The organism is Rhodococcus yunnanensis NBRC 103083, assembly GCF_001895005.1.
GTDB classification, from domain to species: domain Bacteria; phylum Actinomycetota; class Actinomycetes; order Mycobacteriales; family Mycobacteriaceae; genus Rhodococcoides; species Rhodococcoides yunnanense.
Genome location: NZ_BCXH01000002.1, coordinates 188,583 through 214,862, shown reverse-complemented (window position 1 = coordinate 214,862; position 26,280 = coordinate 188,583). Strand labels below are relative to the sequence as shown.

20 protein-coding genes are annotated in these 26,280 nt (G+C 64.2%); 14 read left to right on the top strand and 6 right to left on the bottom strand.

All coding sequences use genetic code 11. From position 1 onward, the window contains the following. Positions 1-154: 154 nt before the first annotated feature. From obgE to RY1_RS05310, 3 genes are all read left to right on the top strand, one after another. A complete protein-coding gene (gene obgE, locus RY1_RS05320) occupies positions 155-1,603 on the top strand; it encodes a GTPase ObgE (protein WP_072802494.1) in 1,449 nt (482 codons plus the stop codon). Then, on the top strand, positions 1,600-2,742 hold the full coding sequence (gene proB, locus RY1_RS05315; protein ID WP_072802493.1) for a glutamate 5-kinase: 1,143 nt from the start codon (positions 1,600-1,602) through the stop codon (positions 2,740-2,742). Before obgE ends, proB begins: the two co-directional genes overlap by 4 nt. 111 nt (positions 2,743-2,853) lie before the next feature. After that, positions 2,854-4,590: an MFS transporter gene (locus tag RY1_RS05310; protein WP_072802492.1), complete on the top strand. Its 1,737-nt coding sequence runs from the start codon at positions 2,854-2,856 to the stop codon at positions 4,588-4,590. 60 nt (positions 4,591-4,650) lie between these two features. On the opposite strand, the gene RY1_RS05305 is transcribed toward RY1_RS05310, so the two are convergent. From RY1_RS05305 to RY1_RS05290, 4 genes are all read right to left on the bottom strand, one after another. Continuing rightward, entirely contained in the window at positions 4,651-5,487 is an 837-nt protein-coding gene (locus RY1_RS05305; protein ID WP_072802491.1) for a Sir2 family NAD-dependent protein deacetylase, read from the bottom strand. Positions 5,488-5,752: 265 nt separating this feature from the next. Continuing rightward, positions 5,753-6,151, bottom strand: coding sequence for an ectoine synthase (locus RY1_RS05300; RefSeq protein ID WP_072802490.1), 399 nt, complete (start codon positions 6,149-6,151; stop codon positions 5,753-5,755). An 81-nt stretch (positions 6,152-6,232) separates the two neighbouring features. Then, a complete protein-coding gene (ectB, locus tag RY1_RS05295; RefSeq protein ID WP_072802489.1) occupies positions 6,233-8,056 on the bottom strand; it encodes a diaminobutyrate--2-oxoglutarate transaminase in 1,824 nt (607 codons plus the stop codon). 236 nt (positions 8,057-8,292) lie between these two features. Then, a complete protein-coding gene (locus tag RY1_RS05290) occupies positions 8,293-10,401 on the bottom strand; it encodes a RecQ family ATP-dependent DNA helicase (protein ID WP_072802684.1) in 2,109 nt (702 codons plus the stop codon). A gap of 77 nt (positions 10,402-10,478) precedes the next feature. Here RY1_RS05290 and crcB (RY1_RS05285) point away from each other — a divergent pair, with 77 nt between their 5' ends. Then, positions 10,479-11,021, top strand: a complete 543-nt coding sequence (crcB, locus tag RY1_RS05285) for a fluoride efflux transporter CrcB (RefSeq protein ID WP_084727191.1) — start codon at positions 10,479-10,481, stop codon at positions 11,019-11,021. Continuing rightward, entirely contained in the window at positions 11,018-11,389 is a 372-nt protein-coding gene (gene crcB, locus RY1_RS05280) for a fluoride efflux transporter CrcB (protein ID WP_072802488.1), read from the top strand. Before crcB (RY1_RS05285) ends, crcB (RY1_RS05280) begins: the two co-directional genes overlap by 4 nt. Positions 11,390-11,416: 27 nt before the next feature. Here crcB (RY1_RS05280) and RY1_RS05275 read toward each other — a convergent pair whose 3' ends face one another. Both RY1_RS05275 and RY1_RS05270 read right to left on the bottom strand, forming a co-directional pair. Continuing rightward, positions 11,417-12,307, bottom strand: coding sequence for a LysR family transcriptional regulator (locus RY1_RS05275; protein ID WP_072802487.1), 891 nt, complete (start codon positions 12,305-12,307; stop codon positions 11,417-11,419). After that, on the bottom strand, positions 12,304-13,164 hold the full coding sequence (locus RY1_RS05270; protein ID WP_072802486.1) for a ribokinase: 861 nt from the start codon (positions 13,162-13,164) through the stop codon (positions 12,304-12,306). Before RY1_RS05270 ends, RY1_RS05275 begins: the two co-directional genes overlap by 4 nt. A 73-nt stretch (positions 13,165-13,237) precedes the next feature. Between RY1_RS05270 and RY1_RS05265 the strand changes: the two genes are divergently transcribed. The 9 genes from RY1_RS05265 (at position 13,238) to RY1_RS05225 (ending at position 26,101) form a co-directional block, all read left to right on the top strand. Beyond that, positions 13,238-14,503, top strand: a complete 1,266-nt coding sequence (locus RY1_RS05265; RefSeq protein WP_072802682.1) for an aspartate aminotransferase family protein — start codon at positions 13,238-13,240, stop codon at positions 14,501-14,503. Beyond that, positions 14,500-17,403 (top strand): FAD-binding and (Fe-S)-binding domain-containing protein, encoded by a 2,904-nt coding sequence (locus RY1_RS05260; protein WP_072802485.1) that lies wholly within the window; start codon positions 14,500-14,502, stop codon positions 17,401-17,403. The genes RY1_RS05265 and RY1_RS05260 overlap by 4 nt, the downstream gene beginning before the upstream one ends. Further along, positions 17,400-18,863: an NAD-dependent succinate-semialdehyde dehydrogenase gene (locus RY1_RS05255; RefSeq protein ID WP_072802484.1), complete on the top strand. Its 1,464-nt coding sequence runs from the start codon at positions 17,400-17,402 to the stop codon at positions 18,861-18,863. Before RY1_RS05260 ends, RY1_RS05255 begins: the two co-directional genes overlap by 4 nt. A gap of 32 nt (positions 18,864-18,895) precedes the next feature. Further along, positions 18,896-19,606: a GntR family transcriptional regulator gene (locus RY1_RS05250; protein ID WP_245819495.1), complete on the top strand. Its 711-nt coding sequence runs from the start codon at positions 18,896-18,898 to the stop codon at positions 19,604-19,606. A gap of 243 nt (positions 19,607-19,849) precedes the next feature. Continuing rightward, positions 19,850-21,046: a M24 family metallopeptidase gene (locus RY1_RS05245; protein ID WP_281249955.1), complete on the top strand. Its 1,197-nt coding sequence runs from the start codon at positions 19,850-19,852 to the stop codon at positions 21,044-21,046. 3 nt (positions 21,047-21,049) lie between these two features. Beyond that, positions 21,050-22,375: an aminotransferase-like domain-containing protein gene (locus tag RY1_RS05240; protein ID WP_084727189.1), complete on the top strand. Its 1,326-nt coding sequence runs from the start codon at positions 21,050-21,052 to the stop codon at positions 22,373-22,375. Beyond that, a complete protein-coding gene (locus RY1_RS05235) occupies positions 22,372-23,574 on the top strand; it encodes a M20 family metallopeptidase (protein ID WP_072802483.1) in 1,203 nt (400 codons plus the stop codon). Before RY1_RS05240 ends, RY1_RS05235 begins: the two co-directional genes overlap by 4 nt. A gap of 101 nt (positions 23,575-23,675) precedes the next feature. Continuing rightward, positions 23,676-25,136, top strand: coding sequence for an MFS transporter (locus RY1_RS30450; RefSeq protein ID WP_245819494.1), 1,461 nt, complete (start codon positions 23,676-23,678; stop codon positions 25,134-25,136). Then, on the top strand, positions 25,136-26,101 hold the full coding sequence (locus RY1_RS05225; RefSeq protein ID WP_072802482.1) for a D-2-hydroxyacid dehydrogenase: 966 nt from the start codon (positions 25,136-25,138) through the stop codon (positions 26,099-26,101). Before RY1_RS30450 ends, RY1_RS05225 begins: the two co-directional genes overlap by 1 nt. Positions 26,102-26,280: the final 179 nt, after the last annotated feature.

The window sequence follows — 26,280 nt, the reverse complement described above, 5'->3', positions numbered from 1 at the left end:
ACTATCTGCGTGAGCGGCTCCTGAAGGGGGCCGTACACGCGCCCAAGCTCGACGACGAGGGCGGACCAGGGTCATTCAACCCGGTCCGCCCTTATCGTATTTCGAGGGCATCGAACATTTCGGTCGAGAGATCGAGGAAGGATCGAAGGCAGCCATGTCACGATTCATAGACCGCGTGGTGCTGCACGTCAGCGCCGGTAAAGGCGGCAACGGCTGCTCTTCGGTTCATCGCGAGAAGTTCAAACCACTCGGTGGCCCGGACGGTGGAAACGGTGGCCAGGGCGGCGGCGTCATCTTCGTCGTCGACAGCAGTGTGCACACACTCCTCGACTTCCACTTCCACTCGCACGCCAAGGGAAGCAACGGAACCCAGGGCATGGGCGGCAACCGAGAAGGGGCCAACGGCGAGGACCTCATCCTCAAAGTCCCCGACGGCACCGTCGTTCTCGACAAGGACGGCCGCATTCTCGCGGACATGATCGGCGAGGGCACCAGATTCGATGCTGCGCCGGGCGGCCGTGGCGGGCTAGGAAACGCGGCCTTGGCCTCGAAGGCCCGCCGAGCGCCCGGGTTCGCGCTGCTGGGCGAAGAAGGCATCGAACGCGATCTGATACTCGAACTCAAGTCGGTGGCCGACATCGGTCTGGTCGGCTTCCCGTCCGCAGGAAAGTCGTCACTGGTATCGGTGCTGTCGGCCGCCAAGCCGAAGATCGCCGACTACCCGTTCACCACATTGGTGCCCAATCTCGGCGTCGTGTCGAGCGGTGACACCACGTACACGGTGGCCGATGTTCCCGGGTTGATTCCCGGTGCGAGCCAGGGCAAGGGTCTCGGCCTCGATTTTCTCCGGCACCTCGAGCGCACCGCCGTGCTGGCTCACGTGGTCGACTGCGCGACACTGGATCCCGGCCGCGACCCGGTCTCCGACGTCGACGCTCTGGAAGCCGAGCTGGCCGCGTACAAGCCTGCGCTGCTGGGCGATGCGAGCTTGGGCGACCTCGCCGACCGTCCGCGAATCGTCGTGCTCAACAAGGCCGACATCCCCGAAGCCGCTGAGCTGGCCGAGATGGTCACCCCGGAATTCGAGGCGCGTGGTTGGCCTGTGTTCACGATCTCGGCAGTGAGCCGAGAAGGCTTGAAGCCGTTGATCTTCGCGCTCGGCAAGATGGTCGCCGACTACCGCATCGCGCACCCGCCGGCCGAGCCACGCCGACCGGTTCTGCGTCCCGTCGCGCGCAACGAGGAAGGCTTCCAGGTCATCAAGGATCCCGACGTTCCCGGTGGGTTCGTCGTTCTCGGCACTCGTCCCGAGCGATGGGTGCGGCAGACGCAGTTCAGCAACGACGAGGCCGTCGGCTACCTCGCCGATCGCCTGGCTCGTCTGGGCGTCGAGGACGCTCTCATCAAGCAGGGCGCTGAACCCGGCGCATCGGTGACTATCGGCGACGTCTCGTTCGACTGGGAGCCGCAGACGGCCGCGGGCGTGGAGATCACCAGGACGGGACGCGGCACCGATGCACGCCTCGATCAGGTGGAGCGCATCGGCGCAGACGAACGTAAGCATGCGCGTCGAGTCCGGCGTGGGCTCGACACCGAGGAATGACCGACGTGGCGGCTGAGTCGGATTCGGCCGCACGTGTGTTCTCTCCCACCAGATCCCAGGTGGCTGCTGCCAAGCGCATCGTCGTCAAGATCGGATCGTCGGCGCTCACCTCGCTCGTCGGCGGCCTTGATATCGAGCGGCTGGATCGCCTCGCAGATGCCGTCGAAGCGCGTATGCGTGCCGGTACCGACGTCGTCGTCGTGTCGTCCGGTGCCATAGGCGCGGGCATAGCTCCGCTGGGATTGACCAAGCGCCCAAGGGATCTGGCGACGAAGCAGGCTGCAGCCAGCGTCGGGCAACTTGCGCTTGCGCATGCATGGGGTACATCGTTCGCTCGCTACGACCGCACGGTCGGGCAGGTGTTGTTGACGGCAGAGGACATCGCCAGGCGAACCAATCACCGCAACGCGCAACGCACCCTCGACCGATTGCGGTCACTCGGTGCCGTGGCGATCGTCAACGAGAACGACACGGTGGCCACGGCGGAGATCCGCTTCGGCGACAACGATCGACTTGCGGCTCTCGTCGCCCATCTGGTCGGAGCCGATGCACTGGTACTGCTGTCGGACGTCGAAGGACTGTACGACGGAGATCCACGCAAGGGCCACGCTGTACTGATCCCCGAGGTCGACAGTCCCGAAGATCTCGACGGTGTCGTCGCAGGCTCGGGTGGAGCACTGGGAACCGGTGGTATGGCATCCAAGCTGTCCGCAGCACGACTGGCTGCCGACGCCGGTGTGCCGGTGCTGCTCGCCGCAGCATCGGACGCGAGCGGTGCACTCACGACCGCAGGCGTCGGAACCGCATTCAGGGCGCGGCCGAGTCGATTGTCGGCCCGGAAGTTCTGGGTGCGGCACGCCGCCGACGTCGCAGGGGAACTTCACCTCGACGCAGGCGCGGTGGCGGCCGTCGTGACCAAGCGGCGATCGTTGCTGTCAGCGGGTATCACCGGGGTCACCGGCCGGTTCTACGGCGGCGACGTGGTCTCCCTCGTCGATCCGGGCGGAGCGGTGATCGCACGTGGCGTCGTGGCGTACGACGCCTCGGAGCTCACCGGAATGCTCGGACGATCGAGCAGTGATCTGTCCCAGGAGTTCCAGCGACCGGTCGTTCATGCCGACGATCTGGTCCCCAACTGACTGATTTCCGCGCATACCGGACAAAGGGGTCCGCTTCGGGCACCACGGTGTTGCGGTCGGCGTGATTGCGCAGTTCGATGAGATTCACGCATCGACGGTGGGAGCACGCACATGGATCGCACACGGACTGATCGGCACGTGCCGGGATCATCGACGCACGAGGACAGCGTGTTCCGACGGCGGTGGTGGATTCTGGCGGTGATGGTCATCTGCCTCCTCGTCGTCATTCTCGACAACACGATCCTCAACGTCGCTCTCAAGACGATCCAGGCCGATCTGGACGCCTCGCAGAGCGCGATGCAGTGGGCAGTGGACAGCTATGCGGTGGTCTTCGCGGGACTGCTGATCGTGTGGGGTGTCACGGGCGATCGGGTCGGGCGCAAACGCACACTCGTCATCGGGATGATCCTCTTCGGCGTCACCTCCGCCTTGTGTTCCACCGCGGACAGTTCGACCGAACTCATCGTCTACCGCGCCCTCATGGGCATCGGTGCCGCCGCAGTGCAACCCCAGACGCTGTCGATAATTCAGAACGTCTTCGAGCCAGAAGAACGATCGAGGGCTATCGGCATCTGGGCGGCCGCGTCGGGAATCGCCATTGCGCTCGGGCCCATCACCGGCGGTGCGCTGCTCGAATTCTTCTGGTGGGGATCGGTTTTCCTCGTCAACGTTCCGATCGTCATCGTCGGGGTGGTGCTCATCGTCGTACTGGTGCCCGAGTCGAAGGATCCGAACCCGGGCAAGATCGACCCGTTCGGGGTGATTCTGTCCATCGTTGCGCTCGTCGTTCTGGTGTTCGGAATCATCGAAGGCGGCAACACCAACGACTGGCTGCAGTGGCGGTCCCTCGGCGCCATCGTTCTCGGCGTCGTCCTGTTGACCCTGTTCGTGGTGCTCGAGCGGCGCAGTTCGCATCCCACGATCGACGTGACGCTGTTCAAGAATCGTCAGTTCTCGGCGGGCACGATCTCGATTGCTCTCGTGTTCTTCTCGCTGATGGGGGCGACGTTCTACTTGGCGTACTACCTGCAGGCCATCCGCGGCTACACGCCGCTGGCTGCAGGCGTTGCGCTCATCGCTGTCGCGGCGGGCGTCATGATCTCGGCTAGCCAGGCGACCCGGCTCGCCGACCGATTCGGTGCGCGCTACGTCGCGGGCTTCGGTCTGACGTTGTTCGCGTTCGCGATGCTGTCGTACGGGCTCGTAGGGGAGACGACGCCGCAGTGGGTCGTGGAAGTACAGATGTTCTTCCTCGGATCCGGAATGGGTCTGACGATGACCCCGGCCACGAACGCCATCATGGGGGCGGTACCGCGGGACAAGGCCGGTGCTGGATCGGCCGTCAACAACACCGTCCGTCAGGTGGCAGGCGCACTCGGTGTCGCAGTTCTGGGTTCGCTGCTGGCCGTTGCGTTCCGCGGCGACCTCGGCGCCGACACTCCTGCAACCCTTGCATCGAGTCTCGACCAGCCGGCGGCCGTGATCTCCCAGCTGCCGCCCGACGCACAGGTCACATCTCTCGTCAGCCCCGATGCCAGCGAATCCATCGGAGGCGCACTGGAATTCGCAGGTAGGTCGGCGGAGGCGTTGCAGACGCGCGCATCACTGCCGGAGGCGGCCCAGGTGCCGGACGACGTCAAAGCGCAGCAACAACAGAAGGCCGAAACGGAACTGACCTCGTTCGTGGCCGAATCGAAGTCCGCATTCGTTCACGGGATGCACGTTGCGTCCGTCGCGGCTGCGGGCAGTGCGTTCCTCGGCGCGATCGCCGCATTCACACTGCTGCCCGGGCGACTGAGGATCGGCGACGAGTCCGAGGCCGAGGGTGCCGCTGAGCGGGGTCGGTGACCGGGCTACACGATCGCTTGAATGAACCATTCATACGATCTGATGGGTTGAACGGTTCATTCAAGCGGTGGGGGTGGGGGTGCCGGCGGTGCGGGCGGGCAGTGCGTCCAGGAGCGCTGTGAGTGTCTCCGAGCAACCCGCATGGCTGGTGAGGGCCGCGAACTCGTCACCTCTCGTGGGGCCGCGGTTGACTACGACGATCGGGATGCCTGCCTTGGCGGCGCGTCGAACGAACCGAAGACCCGACATGACCGTCAAGGACGAACCCAGGACCAGCAGGGCGCCGCTACGGTCGACGAGATCGAATGCCTCGGCCACCCTGGGCTTGGGGACGCTCTCGCCGAAGTAGACGATATCGGGTTTCAGGACACCGGAGCAGTACTGGCAATCGACCATCCGAAAGTGCGCCGTACTGGCGATGACGGCATCGGCGTCGGGAGCGATCTCGACGCCCTCCGCCGGAGCGACACTCGCGAGAAATCCCGGATTCTGCTGATCGAGACGTTGGGCGAGGGTGAATCGGGATACCAGACGCTCGCAGTTCAAGCAGCGGACGCGTGCGTAGACACCGTGTAGATCGACCACTCGGCGACTGCCTGCCTTGGTGTGCAGCATGTCCACGTTCTGCGTGATGACACCGGAGACGATGCCGCGACGTTCCAGCTGAGCCAATGCCCGATGGCCGTCGTTGGGCCGCGCGGCATCCATGTGGCGCCAACCCACGTGGTTGCGCGCCCAGTAGTGCCGCCGAAAGTCTCGGTCTCCGACGAACTGCTGGTACGTCATCGGGTTGCGCGGCGGCGAATTCGGACCGCGGTAGTCGGGGATGCCGGAGTCCGTGGACATGCCTGCGCCGGTGACGACTGCGATAGACCTTCCGGACAACAGCTCGACCATACGATCGAGCTGTGTCTCGGTCGCGATTGCGGAGTTACCAGGACCGGGCACGGTCTCCAGAGTAGCGCTCGCCGGCGAGGGACGACCGTGCCGGAAACTGGTGCCGAGACACCTCGAACCCCGTTCGACTGCAGGCAGTCGAACGGGGTTCGAGGTCGATCGTGAAGCATTCGGAGCTGCCCGGAGGCAGACACCTGTCGAACAGGTACCGCTGTTATACAGGCACCGCTGTTATACAGGCACCGCTGTCATGCAGGTACCGCTGTCACGCAGGTACCTCGACCAGTGGGTAGACGCCGTTCTCGTCGTGTGTCTCGTTACCGACGACCGGGGGATTGAACACACACAACATGCGCATCTGGGTTCGCGGTTCCACCGTGTGACGCTCGTTGCCGTTGAGCAAGTACATCGAACCTGCACCGAGTTCGTAGGTCTCGCCGGTCTCACGGTCGGTGAGCGTGCCTTCACCCTCGATGAGCCATACGGCTTCGATGTGGTTGGCGTAGTGGAAGTTGTTGACGGTTCCGGCCTTGATGGTGGTCTCGTGGAACGAGAAACCGACCTTGTCTCCGCCGAGGACGATGCGCTTGCTTCGCCACTGTCCGTCTTCGCTCTCGATGTCGCGCTCGGTACCGGTGATTTCCTGGGTGCTACGTACGATCATGTGTCGTTTCTCCCTTCAGCTGGCGGTCAGTATCGCGAGAGTCGAACCTCGGTCATTTCCGCAGGCTCCACTCGTTGTGGCTCAGGAGCACACTTTTGCGGTTGCGCTCGCAATGATGTCCAGTCCGCGATCGAGTTCTTCCATGGTGGTGGTCAGCGGCGGCAGCAGCTTGACGACCTCGTCGGACGGCCCTGCGGTCTCGACGAGCAGTCCCTCGTCGTAGCAGAGCTGGGCAACCTTGCTCGCCTTCTCCGGCTCGTCGAAAGCCAGGGCCTGCACCATGCCGCGGCCGCGTGTGGAGATTCCGTCGAACTTGGCGCACAGCTTGATGAAGTTGTCCTGGATGTGCTCACCCTTGGCGAGAACTTCCTTCTCGAATTTGTCGTCCGACCAGTAGGTGTCGATGGCGACCTTCGACGTGACGAACGAGGGATTGAACCCGCGGAAGGTCCCATTGTGCTCACCCGGTGCCCACACGTCGAGTTCGGGCTTGAACAAAGTCAACGCCATCGGCATTCCGTAGCCGCCGATCGACTTCGAGAGCGTGACGATATCGGGAACGATGCCCGCTTCCTCGAACGAGAAGAACTGGCCGGTGCGGCCGCAGCCCATCTGAACGTCGTCGACGATCAGCAGAATGTCACGGCGCGAGCACAATTCGGCCAAGGCGCGCAGCCATTCCGGACGTGCGACGTTGATGCCGCCCTCACCCTGGATCGTTTCCACGATCACGGCAGCCGGACGATTGAAGCCACTGCCCGAGTCGTCGAGCACACGCTCGAACCACTGGAAATCCTCGGTGACTCCGCCGAAGTAGTTGTCGTACGGCATCGGGGTGGTGTGCACCAAGGGAATTCCGGCGCCAGCTCGCTTCATCGAGTTGCCGGTGACGGACAACGCGCCGAGTGTCATGCCATGGAATGCATTGGTGAAGTTGATGATCGACTCGCGGCCGGTGACCTTGCGGGCCAGCTTCAGTGCTGCCTCCACGGTGTTGGCACCTGTGGGGCCGGGGAACTGAACCTTGTAGTCGAGTCCGCGGGGGTCGAGGATGTTCTTCTTGAACGACTCGAGGAACTCACGCTTGGCGACGGTGGACATATCGAGTCCGTGCGTGATGCCGTCGCTCTGGATGTACTCGACGAGTGCGTCCTTGAGGATCTGGTTGTTGTGCCCGTAGTTCAATGCGCCTGCGCCACCGAAGAAGTCGAGGTACTCGCGGCCGTTCTCGTCGACGATGGTCGAATTCTTCGCGGTCTTGAACACGGCAGGCCACTGGCGGCTGTAGCTACGGACTGCGGACTCGACGGTCTCGAAGATGTCGGGCTTCTCTGTGGTATTCGTCGTCTCGGTCATGTTCTGCTTGTTCCTTTCGTTTGTGCGCACGGCGGCTGGGCCTACTGTGTAGAGCTCTTCTGCCTCGTGGCTATCAGGGAAATCGTTGGGCGCGAACAGATCTGATTTTCCAATGTCGGTCCCTCGTGTTCGGGCGAGGGCCGTGAACAACGCTATCGACGCTTCGTTGTCGGGGCTGATCGTCGTCTCGAGGTGTGTGATGCCCTGTGGCGTCAGGCGTTCGAGTAGTTCGTTCAACATCCGCCCGGCGAGACCCTTGCCTCGCTGATCGGCATCGACTGCCACCTGCCACACGAAAAACGTTGTGGGGGAGTCCTGCCGGATGTAGCCTGTGACGAAGCCTACCGCTCGGCCGTCCACGTCGGAGACAACCGACGTCGCTGCAAAGTCTCTGCACCACAGCACGTACGAGTAACTCGAATTGAGATCGAGTACTTTCGAATCTCTTGCGATCTCCCAGAGCCGGACTCCGTCGGAAACCTTGGGCCTGCGAAACTTCACTGCGTCCGGCGCAGTGACTGGGGTTGTTCTCAGCTGTGCTGGCTTCATAGGAAATACAAACGTAACAAGGTGCCCTTGGCATTTCACCTACCTGCGGAAATTGCCCTTCGAAACACCCACTCCCGTGCAGGTGACAGGGTGATTGTGATGCTGGTCACAAACTGTGTTTGTGAGGTAACGCGAGCCCGGTTCTCCGCCGATATCGGTGGCCGAAGTTTCTGGAGATACGCAGTGCGGACTCAGCGCCCCGGTTCGACCTACTTCGGTGTCGCCAGAGCCTCGACCTACTTCGGTGTAGCCAGGGCGAAGGGCAGAACGGCATCCGCCCCTGCTCGGCGTAGGGCGACCGATGCGCAGGTGAACGTCCACCCGGTGTCGGTCACGAGGTCGACCAACAGAACTGGACCGTCCGTGCCGGTCAGATCGGGTATTTCCCACGAGTCGACGAGCCTTGCGACACGGAAGGCCGAGTTGGCAGCGGACACGGGTGGATGCTCGGGACGATGGTGTAGTACGCCCAGGTCGGTGAGCTTGCCGATACGAGCCAGCTCACCCGCCACCGATCGGACCAGTTCGGGGTGGCTGTCCGAATCAAGAGCCAGCACAGAGGTCGGTCTGGTGGCCCAGTCCCAGGACGCGAGTACCTTGATGCAGCCTTCGACCAGGGCAGCCGGAGCAGGCCCGTCGGGACCGTCGAGGACCTGGCGCAACCGGCTTCCCCAGCCGAGGTCGGTGAGTCGTCCCAGTACACGGCCGGGTTGCGGCCCATCGGTGATCTTGCCGGACAGTGATACGCCGAGCTTCTTCATTCCACTCGGCCACTGCTTGCGTGGCGGTAGATCGAGACCTGGCCGGTCCAACCTGGCGCGGGCCGACTCGACGGCATCCGCGGACACCGCCGATGAGTAAGTCCTGCCTGTGCAATTGTCGCAGCGTCCGCACTTGTCTGCGGTGTCACCGAGACCGGGGTCGTCGAGTTGACGACGGAGGAACTCCATACGGCATCCATCGGTGCGCTGGTAGTCGATCATGGCTTGCTGTTCCGCGTCTCTCGCCTGCTCCAGACGTTCGTAGCGCGCCGAGTCGTAGATCCAGGGCTCCCCGGTTGCGATCCAGCCGCCTCGGACTCGCTGAACGGCGCCATCGACGTCGAGCACCTTCAGGACCATCTCGAGACGACTCCGGTTGAGGTCGACGAGCGGCTCCAGTGCCGGCGTGGATTGCGGCTTGACCCGATCCAGAGTGTCGATCACCTGCCTGACCACATGTTCGCGAGGAAACGCGACGGAAGCGAAGTAGCTCCAGATCTGCTTGTCCTCGTGCCCGGGCAGTAGGACCACCTCGGCACGTTCGGTGGCACGCCCCGCGCGGCCCACTTGCTGGTAGTAGGAGATCGGGGAGGACGGAGCTCCCATGTGGACGACAAAACCGAGGTCGGGTTTGTCGAAGCCCATGCCGAGCGCGGAGGTGGCCACGAGGGCCTTGACCTCGTTGTTCAGCAGATCCGTCTCCAGTGCCTCGCGCTCGGTCGTATCGGTCTGGCCGGTGTAGGCCGCTACGGCGAGGCCCTGATCGGACAACAGGCTCGCGAGGTCGCGCGCAGCCGAGACGGTCAGTGTGTAGATGATCCCCGACCCCGGCAGTTCGGCGAGATGAGAGGCCAACCATGCTGCCCGCTCGGTGGTGTTCTCGATCTGTACCACCGACAGGTGCAGCGACTCTCGCTCCAGTCCGCCGCGGAGTACCAGCGTGTCTCCGCCGCCCACTCCCAGCTGAGCAGCGACATCGGCGACCACCCTGTCGTTGGCGGTCGCGGTGGTCGCGAGGACTGGAATGCCCTCGCGCAGTTCGGATATCAACGTTCGGATGCGCCGGTAGTCGGGGCGGAAATCATGGCCCCAATCGGATACGCAGTGGGCTTCGTCGACCACAACCAGTCCGGCGTCACCCGCGAGCGACGGCAGCACCTGGTCGCGGAAATCGGGGTTGTTCAGCCGCTCGGGACTGACCAGGAGAACATCGAGATTGCCCGCGGCGACGTCGGCGTGGACGTCCTCCCATTCGGTCATGTTGCCGGAGTTGATCGTGGCGGCGCGTACACCGGCACGCTCGGCCGACGCGACCTGGTTGCGCATCAGAGCCAGGAGGGGCGAGACGATGACCGTAGGACCCAGTCCCTGCTGGCGCAGCAGTTTCGCGGCGATGAAGTAGACCGCGGACTTGCCCCAGCCGGTGCGCTGCACCACCAGCGCGCGGCGGCGGTGCACCACCAGCGCTTCGATCGCGATCCACTGATCCTCGCGTAGGCGTGCGTCCGGACCGGCGAGCTCGCGGAGCAGCCGCTCGGCGTCGGTGCGCAGTTCGGTGGTCGACGTGTCGCTGGAAGCGGTCATCGCACCATCGTGCCGCACGCGTCCGACAGGAAGCTCGCGCGTCGGCGATTAGTGTTGCTGTTCGATGAGGAGGTGTCATGACGCCGAGGCAAGCCGATGGTCCAGGCGATTCCACGCACTGTGATTCGCACGCGGAACTGCCGCTCGATCCCGACACCGACGATCCCGACACCGACGATGCGGCGTCTGTCGGCTCCGTCGCACGTCCGCTGCACTTGCAGCCGGTGCCGCTTCTGACGGTTTTCGTCGGCGGGGTCCTCGGCACACTCGCTCGGTACGGCATCGAAACCGCGATTCCGCATCGGAGCCCGCAGTGGCCCATCGCTACGTTCGCGATCAACCTGTCCGGCGCATTCGTGCTCGGGCTTCTGCTCGCGAACCTCGCGCGCAGGGGTGCCGACGTCGGTGCGCGTCGACGCATCCGTCTGTTGGCCGGTACCGGATTCTGCGGAGCGTTCACCACGTACAGCACATTCGCACTCGAGACCGTCGTACTGGCGCACGACGGACACCTCTCCATTGCAGCGGTGTACGCCGTCGCGACGGTGATACTCGGCGCTCTCGCGGCGTGGGCGGGGATCGCAGCGGGTTCGGCGTCGGCGAGAGGGAGAGAGCAGTGATCGTGCTCGCGCTTGCTCTCGCCGGTGCATTCGGCGCGGTTGCGCGGTTCGCGGTGGATTCCTACGTCAAATCGAAGCTTCGCACGTCCTCGTTCCCATGGGCGACCGTGGGAATCAACATCTCGGGGTCGCTGCTTCTCGGATTCCTCGCCGGTCTCGTGCTGTTCGACGGCGGATCCGCCGACCTGCAGACCGTCGTCGGAACCGGGCTCTGCGGTGGATACACGACGTTCAGTACGGCCAGCTTCGAGACCGTGCGACTGATCCAGACCGGCAAGCATGTCGCAGCCCTGTCGAACGCGGTGAGCACGGTGGTGCTCTCGATCGGGGCATGTGCTGCCGGGTTCGCGCTTGCAGGCGCGATCTGACGCGCTACCCGCCTGCGGCCTGACGCGCTACCCGCCTGCGGCGATGTCGAGGAAGTCCCGACGCGGCCCTCGCATCGGGGTCTCGGGGTTCCAGACGGCTCGGAGTTGGCGCGGCATCGTCAGGTTCTCGACGTCGATACGCACGAGCCTGCCGTCGCGGATGTCCGCGGCAACGGCGAGTGAGGACAGAACAGTGGGTGCATCGGCCGTGGCCACCGCCGATTTGATGGCGGTCACCGAGTTCAGTTCGAGCAGCGGCGGTGCCGTCGGACGCACGGTGTTCTCGTACGTGGTGCGGGTTCCCGAACCGGGCTCTCGCTGAACGAGGGGAGTCGCGGACAACTCGTCGACCGTCACCGAGGCACTCCGTGCCCACCGATGATCGGGGGCGACCACGACAAGCAGTTCGTCGGTGGCCACCACCCGCACTCCCAGTCCCGGTGGAACATTCGGTCCCTCCACGAAGCCGAGGTCCGCACGGCCGTCGAGGACATGTTGCGTCACCTCGGTCGAGTTCATCAGTCTCATCTGCGCGGCGACTCCGGGAAAACGCGAGGCCATCCGCACCATCCAGCCCGGTACGAGGTGCTCGGCGACGGTCATACTGGCAGCGACCGTGAGTTGCGCGCTCTCTTCCCGCAGCAGGGAGCGGACACCGGTTGCGAAGGTTTCGGCTGCGGTCAGCACGCTCTCCGCCCATTCCAGGACCGGGACCCCCTCGGGGGTGAGGCCGACACCGCTGCTCGTGCGATGGAAGACGCGAAGTCCGATGTCGCGCTCAGCGGCTCGGATACGCGCGCTGACCGCTTGCTGGCTCAGTCCGTGTTCGCGACCGGCGGCGCTCATGCTCCCCAGGCGGGCGACCGACACCATCACGTCGAGTGCAGCCAGATCCGGCACGCGAGGGGAGAGCGTCATCGGTTCACCGTATCGATCTGCTCGCGCGTACCCGACGACGCACCCGCGCCGCGCCGAGTAGCGGCGAACGCGCCTGCTGCGCATGCCCATCGGACGGCATGCTCGGGCCCGCGGTGCCACTCCGCCGCCAGCGCCCCGGTGAACGCGTCCCCGGCGCCGGTGGTGTCGATTGCGTGCACACTCGGTGCCGGGGCGTCGAAGCTCGAGGTGGGACCGACATATCGTGCACCGTCCGCGCCGCGTGTTGTGATCACGTGTTCTATCCGTGCCAGTACCTGGGCTCCGAGCGACGCGGCCTCGGCCTCGTTGACGACCAGGATGTCGACCGCCTCGACGAGGGCATCGGGGAGTTCCTGCACTGGAGACGGGTTGAGCACCACGAGCGTGCCGTTGGCTCTGGCGTGCTGCGCACCGGTCACGACGGTCGCGATCGGAATCTCCAACTGGCACAGCAGAATATCGGCGCAGGCAATCGCGTCGAGTTCCTTGTCGGTTGGATCGGTGACAGCGCCGTTCGCGCCTGCCACGACGACGATCGAATTCTCGCCGCGCGCATCGACGGTGATGACGGCGACTCCGCTCGGCCCTTCTGTTCGACGCAGCGACGTCACATCAACGGAAGCGTCGACCAGGGTGTCGACGAGTTCGGTCGCGAAGGCGTCGTCACCCACTGCACCGAGGAACACGGTGACCGACCCGGACCGCACGGCGGCGATCGCCTGATTCGCGCCCTTGCCGCCCTGCGTGGTGACGAACGACGAGCCGACGACTGTCTCGCCGGGTACAGGCAGCCGGTCGGTCAGTGCCGTCAGATCCATGTTGATGCTGCCCAGAACAGTGACGCGCGTCGATCCCATGACCCTGACCCTATGCGAGTTTCAGTATTTGCAGATTGTTGACAATCTGCAAACGCTGTACGACGATGAGCTCATGACAGCGCCGACCCGCACTCACCTCAGCCCTGCACTCAAGCAAGCCACTCCGGTTGTCGTCGACCACGCGGTCGGCAGTTGGATTTACGGGACCGATGGGAATCGCTACCTGGACTTCACGACGGGCATCGGTGTCACCAGTACCGGACATTGCCATCCCCGCGTGGTCGAGGCGGCCCGCGAGCAGGTCGGCAAGATCATCCACGCCCAGTACACGACCGTCATGCACACACCGCTCCTCGAACTGACCGACAAACTCGGCGATTTCCTTCCTGCCGGACTCGACAGTGTGTTCTACGCCAACTCCGGATCCGAGGCCGTCGAGGCCTCGATTCGACTGGCACGCATGGCAACCGGCCGTCCGAACATCATTGCCTTCCACGGTGGATTCCACGGACGTACCGTCGCGGCGGCATCGCTGACCACTGCCGGTACCAAATTCCGCTCCGGCTTCTCGCCCATCATGGGCGGTGTGCACATCGCGCCGTTCCCCTACGCCTTCCGATACGGCTGGGACGAAGATACCGCCGTGGCATTCGCGTTGCAGGAGCTGGATTATCTGCTGGCGACCATTTCCAGCCCCGCCGACACGGCAGCCTTCATCATCGAACCGGTTCTCGGCGACGGCGGATACCTGCCGACACCGCCGGCATTCCTCGAGGGGCTACGCCAGCGAGCCGATGAGCACGACATCGTGCTGATCATCGACGAAGTTCAGGCAGGCGTCGGACGAACCGGAAAGTTCTGGGGCCATGAGCATTCCACCGCGAAGCCGGACATCGTCATCACCGCCAAAGGGCTCGCGTCGGGATTCCCGATCTCGGCCATCGCGGCGTCGACCGAGATGATGTCCAAGGCATGGCCCGGATCCCAGGGCGGAACATACGGCGGAAATGCAGTGGCGGCAGCAGCAGCCGTCGCGACCCTGGACGTGGTCCGCGACGAGGGTCTCGTGGAGAACGCAGCCAAGCAGGGTGCAGTTCTGCTCGACGGATTGGTGGAGCTGAAGGGGCAGTACTCCGGAATCGGTGATGCTCGCGGGCTCGGACTCATGCAAGCGCTCGAATTCGTCGACTACAACGGCAAGCCCGACGCGGCCGCGGCGACTCGCGTTCAGCAGACCGCGATTTCCGAGGGGCTGCTGTTGCTCACCTGTGGCGCCCTCGGCAACGTCGTACGTGTCATTCCTGCGTTGGTGGTGACCGACGACGAGGTCGCCCAGGGCCTCGACGCGATCGCGCGGACATTGAAGCGGGCGCTGTGACGCTCGTCGACAGCGATGAGTCCGTCCTCGGCGCATTGCGGGGTGCCGGAATCGAGGTCGATTTCGGGGCCAGGAGGCTCGCGGAATACTCCTACGACGCATCGAACTACCGTGTTCCGCCTGTGGCTGTGGTGTTTCCGCGCAGCGCCGAAGAAGTGTGCCGTGTCGTCCGTGTCTGCGCTGCTCACGGCACCCCGGTCGTGAGCAGGGGCGGCGGGACGTCCATGGCGGGCAACGCGATCGGCAACGGCGTCGTTCTCGACTTCTCGCGGTACATGAACCGTGTGATCTCCGTCGATCGGGATGCCGAATCGGCGGTGGTCGAACCGGGCATCGTCATCTCGGAACTCGCGTCCGCGGTCGCGGCAGCCACCGACGGCGCACTGACGTATGCGCCCGATCCGTCGAGCAAATCGCGTGCGACGGTCGGCGGAGCGGTGGGTAACGACGCATGTGGTAATCACTCGGTTCGTTACGGGCGGACCGCCGATCACACGATCGCGTTGGATGTGGTGACCGCGGACGGAATGCTGCTGCGTGCAACCCGTTCCGGATTGCACGCGGTGAATGCCGCCGACGCGGACGCAGTAGCTGCTGCGGCACGGATCACCGCCGAACTGGAACGGCTCGTCGCACACAATCTTGCGGAGTTCCGGCTGGAGCTGGGGCGGATCCCGCGACAGGTCTCGGGTTTTCATCTGTCGACGTTGTTGCCGGAGAACGGGTTCGACGTCGCACGTGCTCTTGTCGGCAGTGAGGGGACCTGCGCAGTCGTGGTGGCTGCGACCGTCGCTCTCGTTCCGGTTCCGTCGGCTGCGCTGTTGCTGAGTCTCGGGTATTCCGACGTCGTCGAAGCAGCCGAGGACGTCATGACGATCCTGGAGTTCTCGCCCGCCGCGATCGAGGGGATCGACGAGAAGATCGTCGAGACGATGCAGTTCCGCCGCGGCGCGGATTCCGTGCGCGGGCTGCCGGCGGGAAATGCGTGGCTGTATGTCGATCTCGACGGCGACGATCCCGAAGAGGTCGCCGTCAGAGCCGAACGACTTCTCGCGCGATTGAAGGAACGGGGTCGATTGAAAGACGGCCGGGTCGTCGCCGATCCGTCCGAGAGGAAGTCCCTGTGGCGAGTCCGCGAGGACGGAGCCGGGCTGTCGGCTCGTCTGGCGGGAGGCGGCGAATCCTGGCCGGGGTGGGAGGATTCGGCAGTTGCACCCGAGAATCTGGCAGCGTATCTGGCCGAGTTTCGTGATCTACTCGCTGCGCATGCGCTCACCGGTGTCATGTACGGCCACTTCGGTGCCGGGTGCATGCACGTACGCATCACGTTCGATCAGCGGAGCGAGAGCGGCCGCCGGATCATGCAGGCATTCCTGCATGACGCGGCAGCCCTGGTCGTCCGGCACGGCGGCTCGCTGTCCGGTGAACACGGCGACGGTAGGGCGAGATCCGAACTGCTCCCGGTGATGTATTCGGCAGTGATGCTCGACGCGTTCGCTCGGTTCAAAGGAATCTGGGATCCTGCGGGACTGCTCAATCCGGGAAGCATCACCGATCCAGCTCCGATGATGAAGGATCTTGCGCTGCACGGTGTTCCGGACCGTGAGTGGAAGACGACGTTCGAACTCCACCAGATCGGCACGGCCACCGCACTCGATCCTTTCGTCCACGCGACCCAGGCATGCGTCGGAGTCGGGCGCTGCCGATCGTCGTCGGGCGGAGTCATGTGCCCGAGCTTCCGAGCCACCGGCGACGAGAAAGATTCGACGCGTGGCCGCGCTCGTGTGCTGCAGGAGATGGTGCGTAGCTCGGCGACGGTGGCAGCGGGATGGGCGTCGGAGGACGTGAAGGAATCGCTCGATCTCTGTCTGTCGTGCAAGGCCTGTTCGTCCGATTGCCCGGTCGGGGTCGACATGGCCACCTACAAGTCCGAGTTTCTCGATCATCACTACGCCGGGAAGCGTCGTCCGCTCGCGCACTACTCACTCGGGTGGTTGCCCCGCTGGCTGAAGGTCACCTCGCTGCTGGCGCCCGTGCTCGATCGGATGCTGACGCCCCGGACCGGGAAACTCGCCGCGAAGCTGGGTGGTCTGACGACCGAGCGCGCGCTTCCGAGATTCGCAGCACGGAAGGAGTTGCGCGCTCAGACAGCGGGATCCGTTCCCGGCGGTGATGTCGTGCTGTTCGTGGACTCGTTCACCAAGGGCTTCCGGCCCGAGGTCGTCGGGGCAGCGGTTCGGGTATTCGAGGACGCCGACCGGACGACCGAATGTCGTACCGACCTCTGCTGTGGACTCACGTGGATCTCGACCGGACAACTCACCGCGGCGAGGAAACAACTCGCCCGGACCGCTGCTGCACTCGACGACGGTAGCGACCGGCCGATCGTCGTCACCGAGCCGAGTTGCGCTGCAGCACTGCGTAAAGATCTGCCGGAGTTGGTGAACACCGATGCGGCGCGGCGGGTCGCTGCGAGAGTGCAGTCCTTCGCAGGAGCCGTCGTCGATCAGGCTGCTACCGGCTGGACGCCGTCGGCCACCGTCCCGGATGCGGTGACAGTCCAGACGCACTGCCACGAGTATGCCGTCTTCGGCGAGGCGACCCAACGCAAGGCGCTGTCCGCGGTGGGGATCTCGTCTGTCGACGAGGCGACCGGATGTTGCGGTGTCGCAGGTAATTTCGGATTCGAGCCCGAACATTACGAGATGAGCATGAAGGTCGCGGAACAGGCACTCGCTCCGGCGATTCGACGCGCAGGTTCCGATCGCCGGATTCTCACCGACGGCTTCAGCTGCCACATGCAGGTGCGTCAGCTGACCGGCGATCACAGCTCCGGTGCGTCGACGCATCTGGCGCACATTCTCGATCCACGACCACACAGGAGGGATGAACACTCGTGACGACATCATTGACTCGTACCGGTCTCGACACACCGACAGGACTCTTCATCGGCGGCGCGTGGCGCGCATCGAACAGTGGGAAGACGTTCGACGTGCTCGATCCGGCCACCGGCGAGGTCATCGCCACGGTCGAGGACGGCGACGTCGCCGATGCGCGGGCCGCGATGGCCGCAGCGGCGTCGGCACAGGACTCGTGGGCACAGACCGCCCCTCGTGAGCGCAGTGTGATCCTGCGACGCGCTTTCGAGTTGATCATCGAGCGCACCGAGGAGCTCGCCTCGATCATCACCGCGGAAATGGGTAAGCCGCTGGCCGATGCGCGCGGTGAAGTCGCATACGGTGCCGAGTTCTTCCGGTGGTTCTCCGAAGAGGCCGTGCGGATCTCGGGCGATCACACCCTCACCGGCGATGGCAAGAATCGGATCATCGTCACCCGCGCTCCTGTCGGCCCCTGCATCCTGGTGACGCCGTGGAATTTTCCGCTCGCCATGGGCACACGCAAGATCGGGCCGGCGTTGGCTGCGGGATGCACCGTCGTCTTCAAGCCGGCCGAGCAGACTCCGCTCACCGCGCTCGCTCTGGCCGACATTCTCGTCGAAGCAGGAGTACCGGATGGCGTCGTCAACGTCGTTCCCACCACGAACGCCGCCGAGGTCGTCGGCTCGTGGATGGCGAGCGGCTCGGCGCGCAAGATCAGCTTCACCGGATCGACCGAGGTCGGCAAGATTCTGCTCGCGCAGGCTGCACCGACGGTCATGCGGACGTCGATGGAACTGGGTGGGAATGCTCCGTTCATCGTTGCCGAGGACGCCGACGTCGATCGCGCGGTCGACGGTGCGATGGTCGCCAAGATGCGCAACATGGGTGAGGCATGCACGGCGGCCAACCGATTCTTCGTACATCGCAGTGTGGCGGATGAGTTCGCCGATAGGCTCGCAGCGCGAATGGGATCGCTGAAGGTCGGTGCCGGTGACGGCGACGGAGTGGAAGTAGGTCCGCTCATCGACGGGGAAGGGCGCGCCAAGGTGCAGCGACTCGTCGACGACGCGCTGCTCAGGGGTGCCCGCGCGGTGGTGGGTGGTACCGAGGCGCCGGGGCCCGGATACTTCTATCCGCCAACGGTACTCGACGGCGTCGATCCGGCGTCCGATCTGATGTCCACCGAGATCTTCGGACCGGTGGCCGCGGTGATCCCGTTCGACACCGAGGACGAGGTGATCGCACTGGCCAACGACACCGAGTGGGGTCTGGTGGGATACGTGTTCACCCAGGACATCGATCGTGCGCTGCGGATGGGGGAGCGGTTGGAGGTCGGCATGGTCGGGCTCAACACCGGTCTGGTGTCCAACCCGGCTGCGCCGTTCGGAGGTGTCAAGCAGTCCGGTCTTGGCCGTGAGGGCGGAAAAGTTGGCATCGACGAGTTCCTCGAATACAAATACTTCGCAGTTCCCCGGTCGTAGCACGTCGCCCGGTCGTAGCAGGAGGAAGAACAATGGCTGGTTCCCGAAGACTGACGCCGATCAATGCGAGAAACACATCGATGGTGATCGCGGATCAGATTCGCGACCGCATCATCGACGGTTCCTACGCGCCGGGCGAGCAGATCAACGAGGCGAATGTCGCTGCCGAGCTGGAGATCTCACGAGGACCGGTTCGCGAGGCACTGCAGCGGCTCAACCAGGAGGGATTGCTGGTCAGTTACCGCAATCGTGGGGTCTTCGTGGTGGAACTGAGCGTCGGCGACGTCGCCGAGATATACCAGTCGCGCGCGGCCATAGAGGTCGGCGCGGCATGGACGCTCGTCCACGGTGATTCGGCGGTGTTGACCGCGACTGCGGCGGAGCTGTCGGCGATCGTCGATCAGATGCAACCGTTCATCGACCGGGCCGACTGGCTCGGGCTCGCCGAACGCGATCTCGCCTTCCATACCGCCATGGTCGCTGCGACGTCGAACAGCCGGATGTCGCGGATGTACGCCACGCTTGCTGCTGAGGCTCGTATCTGCATGGCGAACCTGGAAACTGCGTACTACCGCCCCGAGGCGTTGGTCGAGGAGCATCGGTTGCTGGTGGATCTGCTCCTGGGCTCCGATTGGTCCGCGCTCGAGGCCGGTGTCCACGAGCACATGGACACCGCGGTCCACGATCTGACGCAGGCGATGCGGAACGAAGCAGACGACGCCGTTCTCGCCGCGCCGTCGTGAGGGTTGCTTCGCATCCGTGCGAAGCACATACGCAACGAAGAAGTAACACGAGATTCCTTGCGGCAACTGCCTTCCTGCGTTTAGCCTGATTGTCAACAATCTGCAAAACGCACACGGGCTGGTCAGGTGCCTCCCGCGATGCCTCGAGAGGGGGTACCAGTGAACGAGAACGTCGCGCTCACCGCCGACATCACCAGCGCGGTCGGGCCGAATCACGCACCGGGTCTTGCCGAATACGTCGACCTGCCCAACAGCACGCCCATCACGTTCACCGACAACGAGTACTCCACGCGGCTCGCCGCGGTACGGGCACGAATGGCCGCGCAGAACCTGACGGCACTCATCGTGACCGACCCGTCGAATCTCTACTACCTCCTCGGGTACAACGCCCTGTCGTTCTACACGCCGCAGATGCTGTACGTGCCGATCGAGGGCGACCTGTACTTCTTCGCGCGAGAAATGGATGCCAACGGAGCATTCAGGACCTCCTGGCTGCCACAGGAGCAGACGTTCGGCTATCCCGAGACATTCGTGCAACGCAAGGACACACATCCCTTCGTGTGGGTTGCGCAGAAGCTTCGTGAACTGGGCGAGGTCAACAACTTCTCGCACGGCCAGGTGGGGCTCGAGATGGATTCGTACTACTTCAGTCCCAAGGCATTCGAAGCCCTCGTCAAGTCGCTGCCGGAGTACGATTTCACCGACTCGTACGAGCTGATCAACTGGGTGCGTGTGGTCAAGTCACCCGCCGAGATCGATCTGATGCGAGGGGCCGCGCGGGTGTGCGACTCGGCCATGGCTGCGGCGTTCGAGGCCGTCGTCGTCGGTGGTCGCCAGTGCGACGCTGCCGCGGCGATCATGAACGCCCAGGTCAGAGGGACCGAGGATTTCGGCGGCGACCACCCCGCGATCGTGCCGATGCTGCCGACCGGCGCAGGTGCCGACACACCACACCTCACTTGGTCCGATCAGGTGTTCATCGCGGGGGAGACCACCGTCGTCGAATTGGCGGGTGTGTTCCGTCGGTACCACGTCCCCATGGCGCGGACCATCGTGCTCGGGACACCGAGTCGCCGACTCGACTACCTGGCGCAATCGACCACCGAGGCACTGAACGGCGTGCTCGACGCGGTCCGCCCCGGCGTCACCACCACCGAACTCGCCCAGATCTTCGACGTCGGACTGGCGAAACACGGCTTGCACAAGCCCTCTCGAATCGGATACTCGATCGGAATCGCGTACGCCCCGGACTGGGGCGAACGGACGGTGAGCATCAGGACCGACGACGACACCGTGCTGGCCGAGAACATGACCTTCCACATCATCGGCGGAATGTGGATGGACGACTACGGATACGAGGTGTCCGAGGCCGTTCGCGTGACCGACAGCGGCGTGGAGACATTCACCGACTACCCCCGACAACTACTGACGAAGGAGTGAGACATGGTCGCCACCACACACGGTCGTTCCGCAGGCTCCCCTCCTGACCCCCTGGGTCGTTCCGCAGGCTCCCCTCCTGACCCCCTGGGTCGTTCCGCAGGCTCCCCTCCTGTCATTCCTTGGGCACTGCGCACCGACAAGCTGGTCGGTTCGGTGATCGATTCGTCGACATCGCTGCTCGCTGCGCAGACGCACGACATCGTCCGGTTCGCCATGGGTTCGCCGGCCGCGGAAACCGTTCCTGCCGCGGCGTTCTCGGACATCGCATCCGCGGTCATGACGACCGACGCGATGGACTACGCAGCAACAGAAGGTGACCCCGGCCTGCTCGCTGCACTGGAGGGCTACCTCGAGAGCGTCGGTGAGCCCACCTCCGCCGACCGGCTCGTCATCACTTCCGGCGGAATGCAGGGTCTCGACCTCGCCTGCAAATTGTTCGTGGATCCAGGTGATCTCGTCATAGTCGAAAGCCCCACGTACACCAACGGAACCGCGACCGTACTGAGCTACGGGGGCGTTGTACTCGAGGCTCCGATGGATGAACACGGACTCGTCGTCGAGGCGCTACCGGAATTGGTCGAGCAGGCCGGGCGCCTGCCCAAGATGATCTATGTGATCCCGAACTTTCAGAATCCCTCCGGCACGACGATGTCTCTCGCGCGCCGAACCCTGCTTCTCGAACTCGCGCACCGCTGGGGCGCAGTAATTCTGGACGACGACCCGTACGGCCTGCTCCGCTTCGAAGGTGAACACATACCGAGTTTCACCTCGCTCAGTCCCGGTGACCCGCTGGTGTTCTCGGTCCGCACGTTCTCCAAGATGATCGCACCGGGGCTGCGGGTCGGGTGGGTCGACGCCGCGCCCGAGGCGCGGCAGTTGTTGATCAACGCCAAGCAGGCGATGGACACCTGTACCAATCTTCCGGCGCAACGAATGATCGCCGAGTTCATCAGGCGTGGCCACCTCGCCTCGCATCTGCAGTCGTTGGCCACGGTGTACCGCCCGCGGAAGATCGCGATGCAGCGAAGTCTCGACAAGTACTTCGGAGATCGAATCGCCACAACCGATCCCGAGGGCGGCTTCTTTCTCTGGGCGACATTGCGGGGTACCGCCGCTGCGGTGTCGACGCAGGATCTTTTCGAGGTGGCGCTCGCCGAGGGCGTCGCGTACATCCCGGGGCCCGCATTGTCCGTCGGCGGAAAGTTCCACGATTCCCTGCGGTTGTGTTTCGCATCCTCGACGCCCGAGCGGATCGACGAAGGCGTGAAACGCCTTGCTTCCGCGGTGGATCGAGCGTCCGCGATGCTCGCGATCGATCCGAGCCGGTGATCGATCTCGAACAGCGGTTGCTCGACGCGATCGACACCGATGAGATCGTCGAACTGGCTGCACGTCTCATCGGTGCCGGAGGCGAGAACCCAGGAGGCACCGAGGAATCCGTGGTGGCCGTGCTCGCCGAGCACTGCGGTGTCCTCGGATTCGAGGTAGACATCGAGGAAGTCGCGGCCGGTAGACCGAATATCATTGTGTCCGTGGGAGGAGCGGAAGATCCCGGAGTTCTGTTCATCGGTCACTCGGACGTCGTCCCAGCGGGAGGCGGATGGAGTACGGATCCGTTCGTCGCGACGACGAGCGGCGGCAGACTCTACGGGCGCGGTGCGTGCGACATGAAGGGTGGGCTCGCGGCGGTCGTCGTTGCCATGGCAGCGCTGAAGAGTTGCGGCGCAGTTGGATCCGCGCCGGTCTCGTTGGCGTGTCTGGTCGACGAAGAGGACACCGGTCTCGGCATCAGAGCGTTCGTTTCGGCACCCGCCACGCGCTCCTACGTGCAGTGCGTAGTGGCCGAGCCCACCGATCTCGTGACCATCACCGGATGCCGAGGCGCCGCCAATCTCGAGATCGCCGTGACCGGTCGATCGGCACACGCTGGGCAACCGCGCAACGGCCGCAACGCAGTGTCGGCTGCGGCACGCATCGTCGTTCTCATCGATTCGATGGCCGCGAGCCTGCAGTCCGGCGCGCACCCGATTCTCGGTCCTGCGACCTGGAACGTGGGAACCATCGTCGGCGGCACCGGAACATCGATGGTGGCGGATCGATGCACGATCACCGCGGACCGGAGGTTGCTACCCGGCGAAAATGCGCGTGATATCGCGAAACGACTACACGAGGACATCGTTTCGGCAGGAATCGTCACGGAGGGAATCGGTGTGTCGGTGTCCGTGGCGATGGAGATGCCCGGCTTCTCGACCAGTATGGATTCGCCGATAGTCGACGCTGCAGTGACGGCGGTGACCGATGCGACGGGCTTTCGCGGCACCGATGTGTGGACTGCCTCGTGCGACGGTGGTTTCGTCGCCAGAGACATGGGTATACCCGTTGTCGTGCTGGGACCGGGACAAATAGAAACGGAGGCTCACCAGCCCGACGAGTCCGTGTCGGTCCAGCAATTGTGCGACAGCGCAAGGGCGTACGCACTCCTTGCTTCCAGAATCCTTGCGCGACCTGGAGTTATGACAAAAAGTTAGGGGTCGAGCGAAAACTCCGATGCTCGCGTCCGTAGTGTGAAACGCTGCGAAGTACCAACCCGACGCTCCACGCAAGTAGACAAAGCGAGAGGTATTGGACCGTGACAGAGTCATCAGGCACGGGGTCCACAAGTGGGTCCAGAAGTAGTTCGGACAGTTCGACCACGGGTTATGCGCCCGAAACGAAGGAACTCAGCGCGCAGGAAACCAAGATCCTGCATCGCGCGATCGGCGGTTCGGCACTCGGAAACGCAGTCGAGTGGTTCGACTACGCCGTGTACGGCTACCTGGCGGTCTACATCGCTGCCAATTTCTTTCCGTCCGAGGACGGAGGCGCAAGCCTGCTGTCGACATTCGCCGTTCTCGCAGCGTCGTTCATCATCCGTCCGATCGGCGGGATCGTTCTCGGCCCGCTCGGCGACCGCATCGGTCGTCAGAAGGTCCTGGTACTCACCGTCACGATGATGTCGTTGGCGACAGCCGCCATCGGAATCCTGCCGACGTTCGACACGATCGGCATCATGGCGCCGATTCTGTTGCTGGTCTGCCGGCTGGTGCAGGGATTCTCCACCGGCGGTGAATACGGCGGCGCAGCGGTCTTCATGGCGGAGTATGCCCCGGACAAGCGTCGAGGCTTCTTCGGATCGTTCCTCGAATTCGGCACGTTGGCAGGAACTGTCGCCGGTGCCACCCTGTGTACGCTGTTGAATCTCGGTCTGGGCGACGACACGATGGAGGCATGGGGCTGGCGGATTCCGTTCCTGCTGACGCTTCCCTTGGGCATCGTTGCGCTGTGGTTGCGGACCAGGCTGGAGGACTCGCCGGTGTTCGCCGAGGCGAAGGCAGAAGGCGAAACGGTCGAGGAAGGCGCATCGGGCGGGGCGGTTGCATCGCTGAAGACGACGTTGACCTACTGGCAGCGAATCCTGATTCTCATGGGCTTCGTACTACTGCTCAACATCGCCTACTACACGGTGCTCACGTTCCTGCCGTCCTATCTCAGTGATACGTTGGGCCACAGCACAACTCAGTCCAACTTCACCCTCGTGGTGATCATGCTCATCATGATGGCCATCATCAATCCCATCGGATCTCTGTCGGACCGAATCGGCCGAAAGCCGTTGCTGCTGGCTGCATGTGTCGGCTACTTCGTCTTCAGTGTCCCGCTGTTTCTCCTGATCATCAATACCGGCCTCGTGGGTCAGACCATCGGACTGCTGGGTCTCGGCATCCTGCTCGTGATCATGTGCTCGTGCGTCTCGTCCACTTTGCCGGCGCTGTTCCCGACGCAGGTTCGGTACGGGGCGTTCGCGATCGGGTACAACGTGTCGACGTCGTTGTTCGGCGGCACCGCTCCGTTGATCCTGACCTTCTTGATCGACAAGACCGGATCCAACCTGATACCCGGTTGGTACATGATGCTTGCTGCAGCCATCGCTTTCGTTCCGATCATGCTGATGCCCGAGACCGCAGGTCGATCGCTTCGAGGCACGCAGTGTCCCGGCGACAACGATGCCGAAATCGCCGCTCAGGGCGTCGAACTGGTGGGGTACAAGGGCTAGTGGCACGCAACCCGGTTGTTCTCGTTCTGCATGCCGACCACCTCCCCGAGGGGTTGGAGGACTTATCTGACGTGGCCGAATTTCGTTATGCCACTGCGGATACCCTCGCGGAAGCGGTACCGGGCGCAGACGTGCTCCTGCTGTGGGACTTCTTCTCGCCTGCGGTGCGGCGAGTGTGGGATCTGTGCGACTCGTTGAAGTGGATCCACATCGCGGCTGCGGGAGTCGATTCGCTGATGTTCGAGGGCCTGGTCGAATCCGATGTCGTCGTGACGAACTCGCGCGGGATCTTCGACCGGCCGATTGCGGAATTCGTGCTCGCGCAGATCCTGGCGTTCGCGAAGGACTCCGCGACATCGGCGGAGTTGCAACGGCAGCGAGTGTGGAAGCACCGAGAGACCGAGCGCATCGACAGCGCTCATGCCATGGTGGTGGGGACGGGTGCCATCGGTCGTGAGATCGCGCGACTGCTTCGGGCTGTTGGAACGACGGTGTCCGGCGTCGGCCGTACAGCCCGATCGGGAGACCCGGATTTCGGAGTGATCCACGCCAGTTCGGATCTCGCCGATGTGGTGTACGAGGCGGACTATCTGATCCTCGTCGCCCCGCTGACCGACGCCACGCGCGGGTTGGTCGACGGCCGAGTGCTCTCCTCGGCCAAGCCGGGGGTCCGAGTCATCAACGTGGGCAGAGGCGAATTGCTCGATACCGACGCACTGCTGGCGGGGTTGGAGTCGGGTCATGTGGCCGGTGCGGCCCTGGACGTGTTCGACACCGAACCAGTGCCATCGGACAGCCCGGTGTGGTCGGCGGCCAACCTCGTGCTCACTCCACACATGAGCGGCGACGCGGCCGGGTGGCGCCGCGAGCTCTCCGACCTCTTCGTAACCAACCTTCAGCGGTACACCGAGAACGAGGAGTTGACCAACGTGGTCGACAAGAAGCTCGGATTCGTCCCGAGCTGAACCCCCGCGCCACTGAACTCCCGCGCCACTGAACTCCCGCGCCACTGAACCTCACGCAAATGCACGTGCATTTGCGCCCAACGTGGCCGAGCCGCCCACGCCCCACGCAAATGCACGTGCATTTGCGTGGGGCGGGGGGTTGACGGTGGGGATTGCCCACCCGGCTGCGCAAACGCACG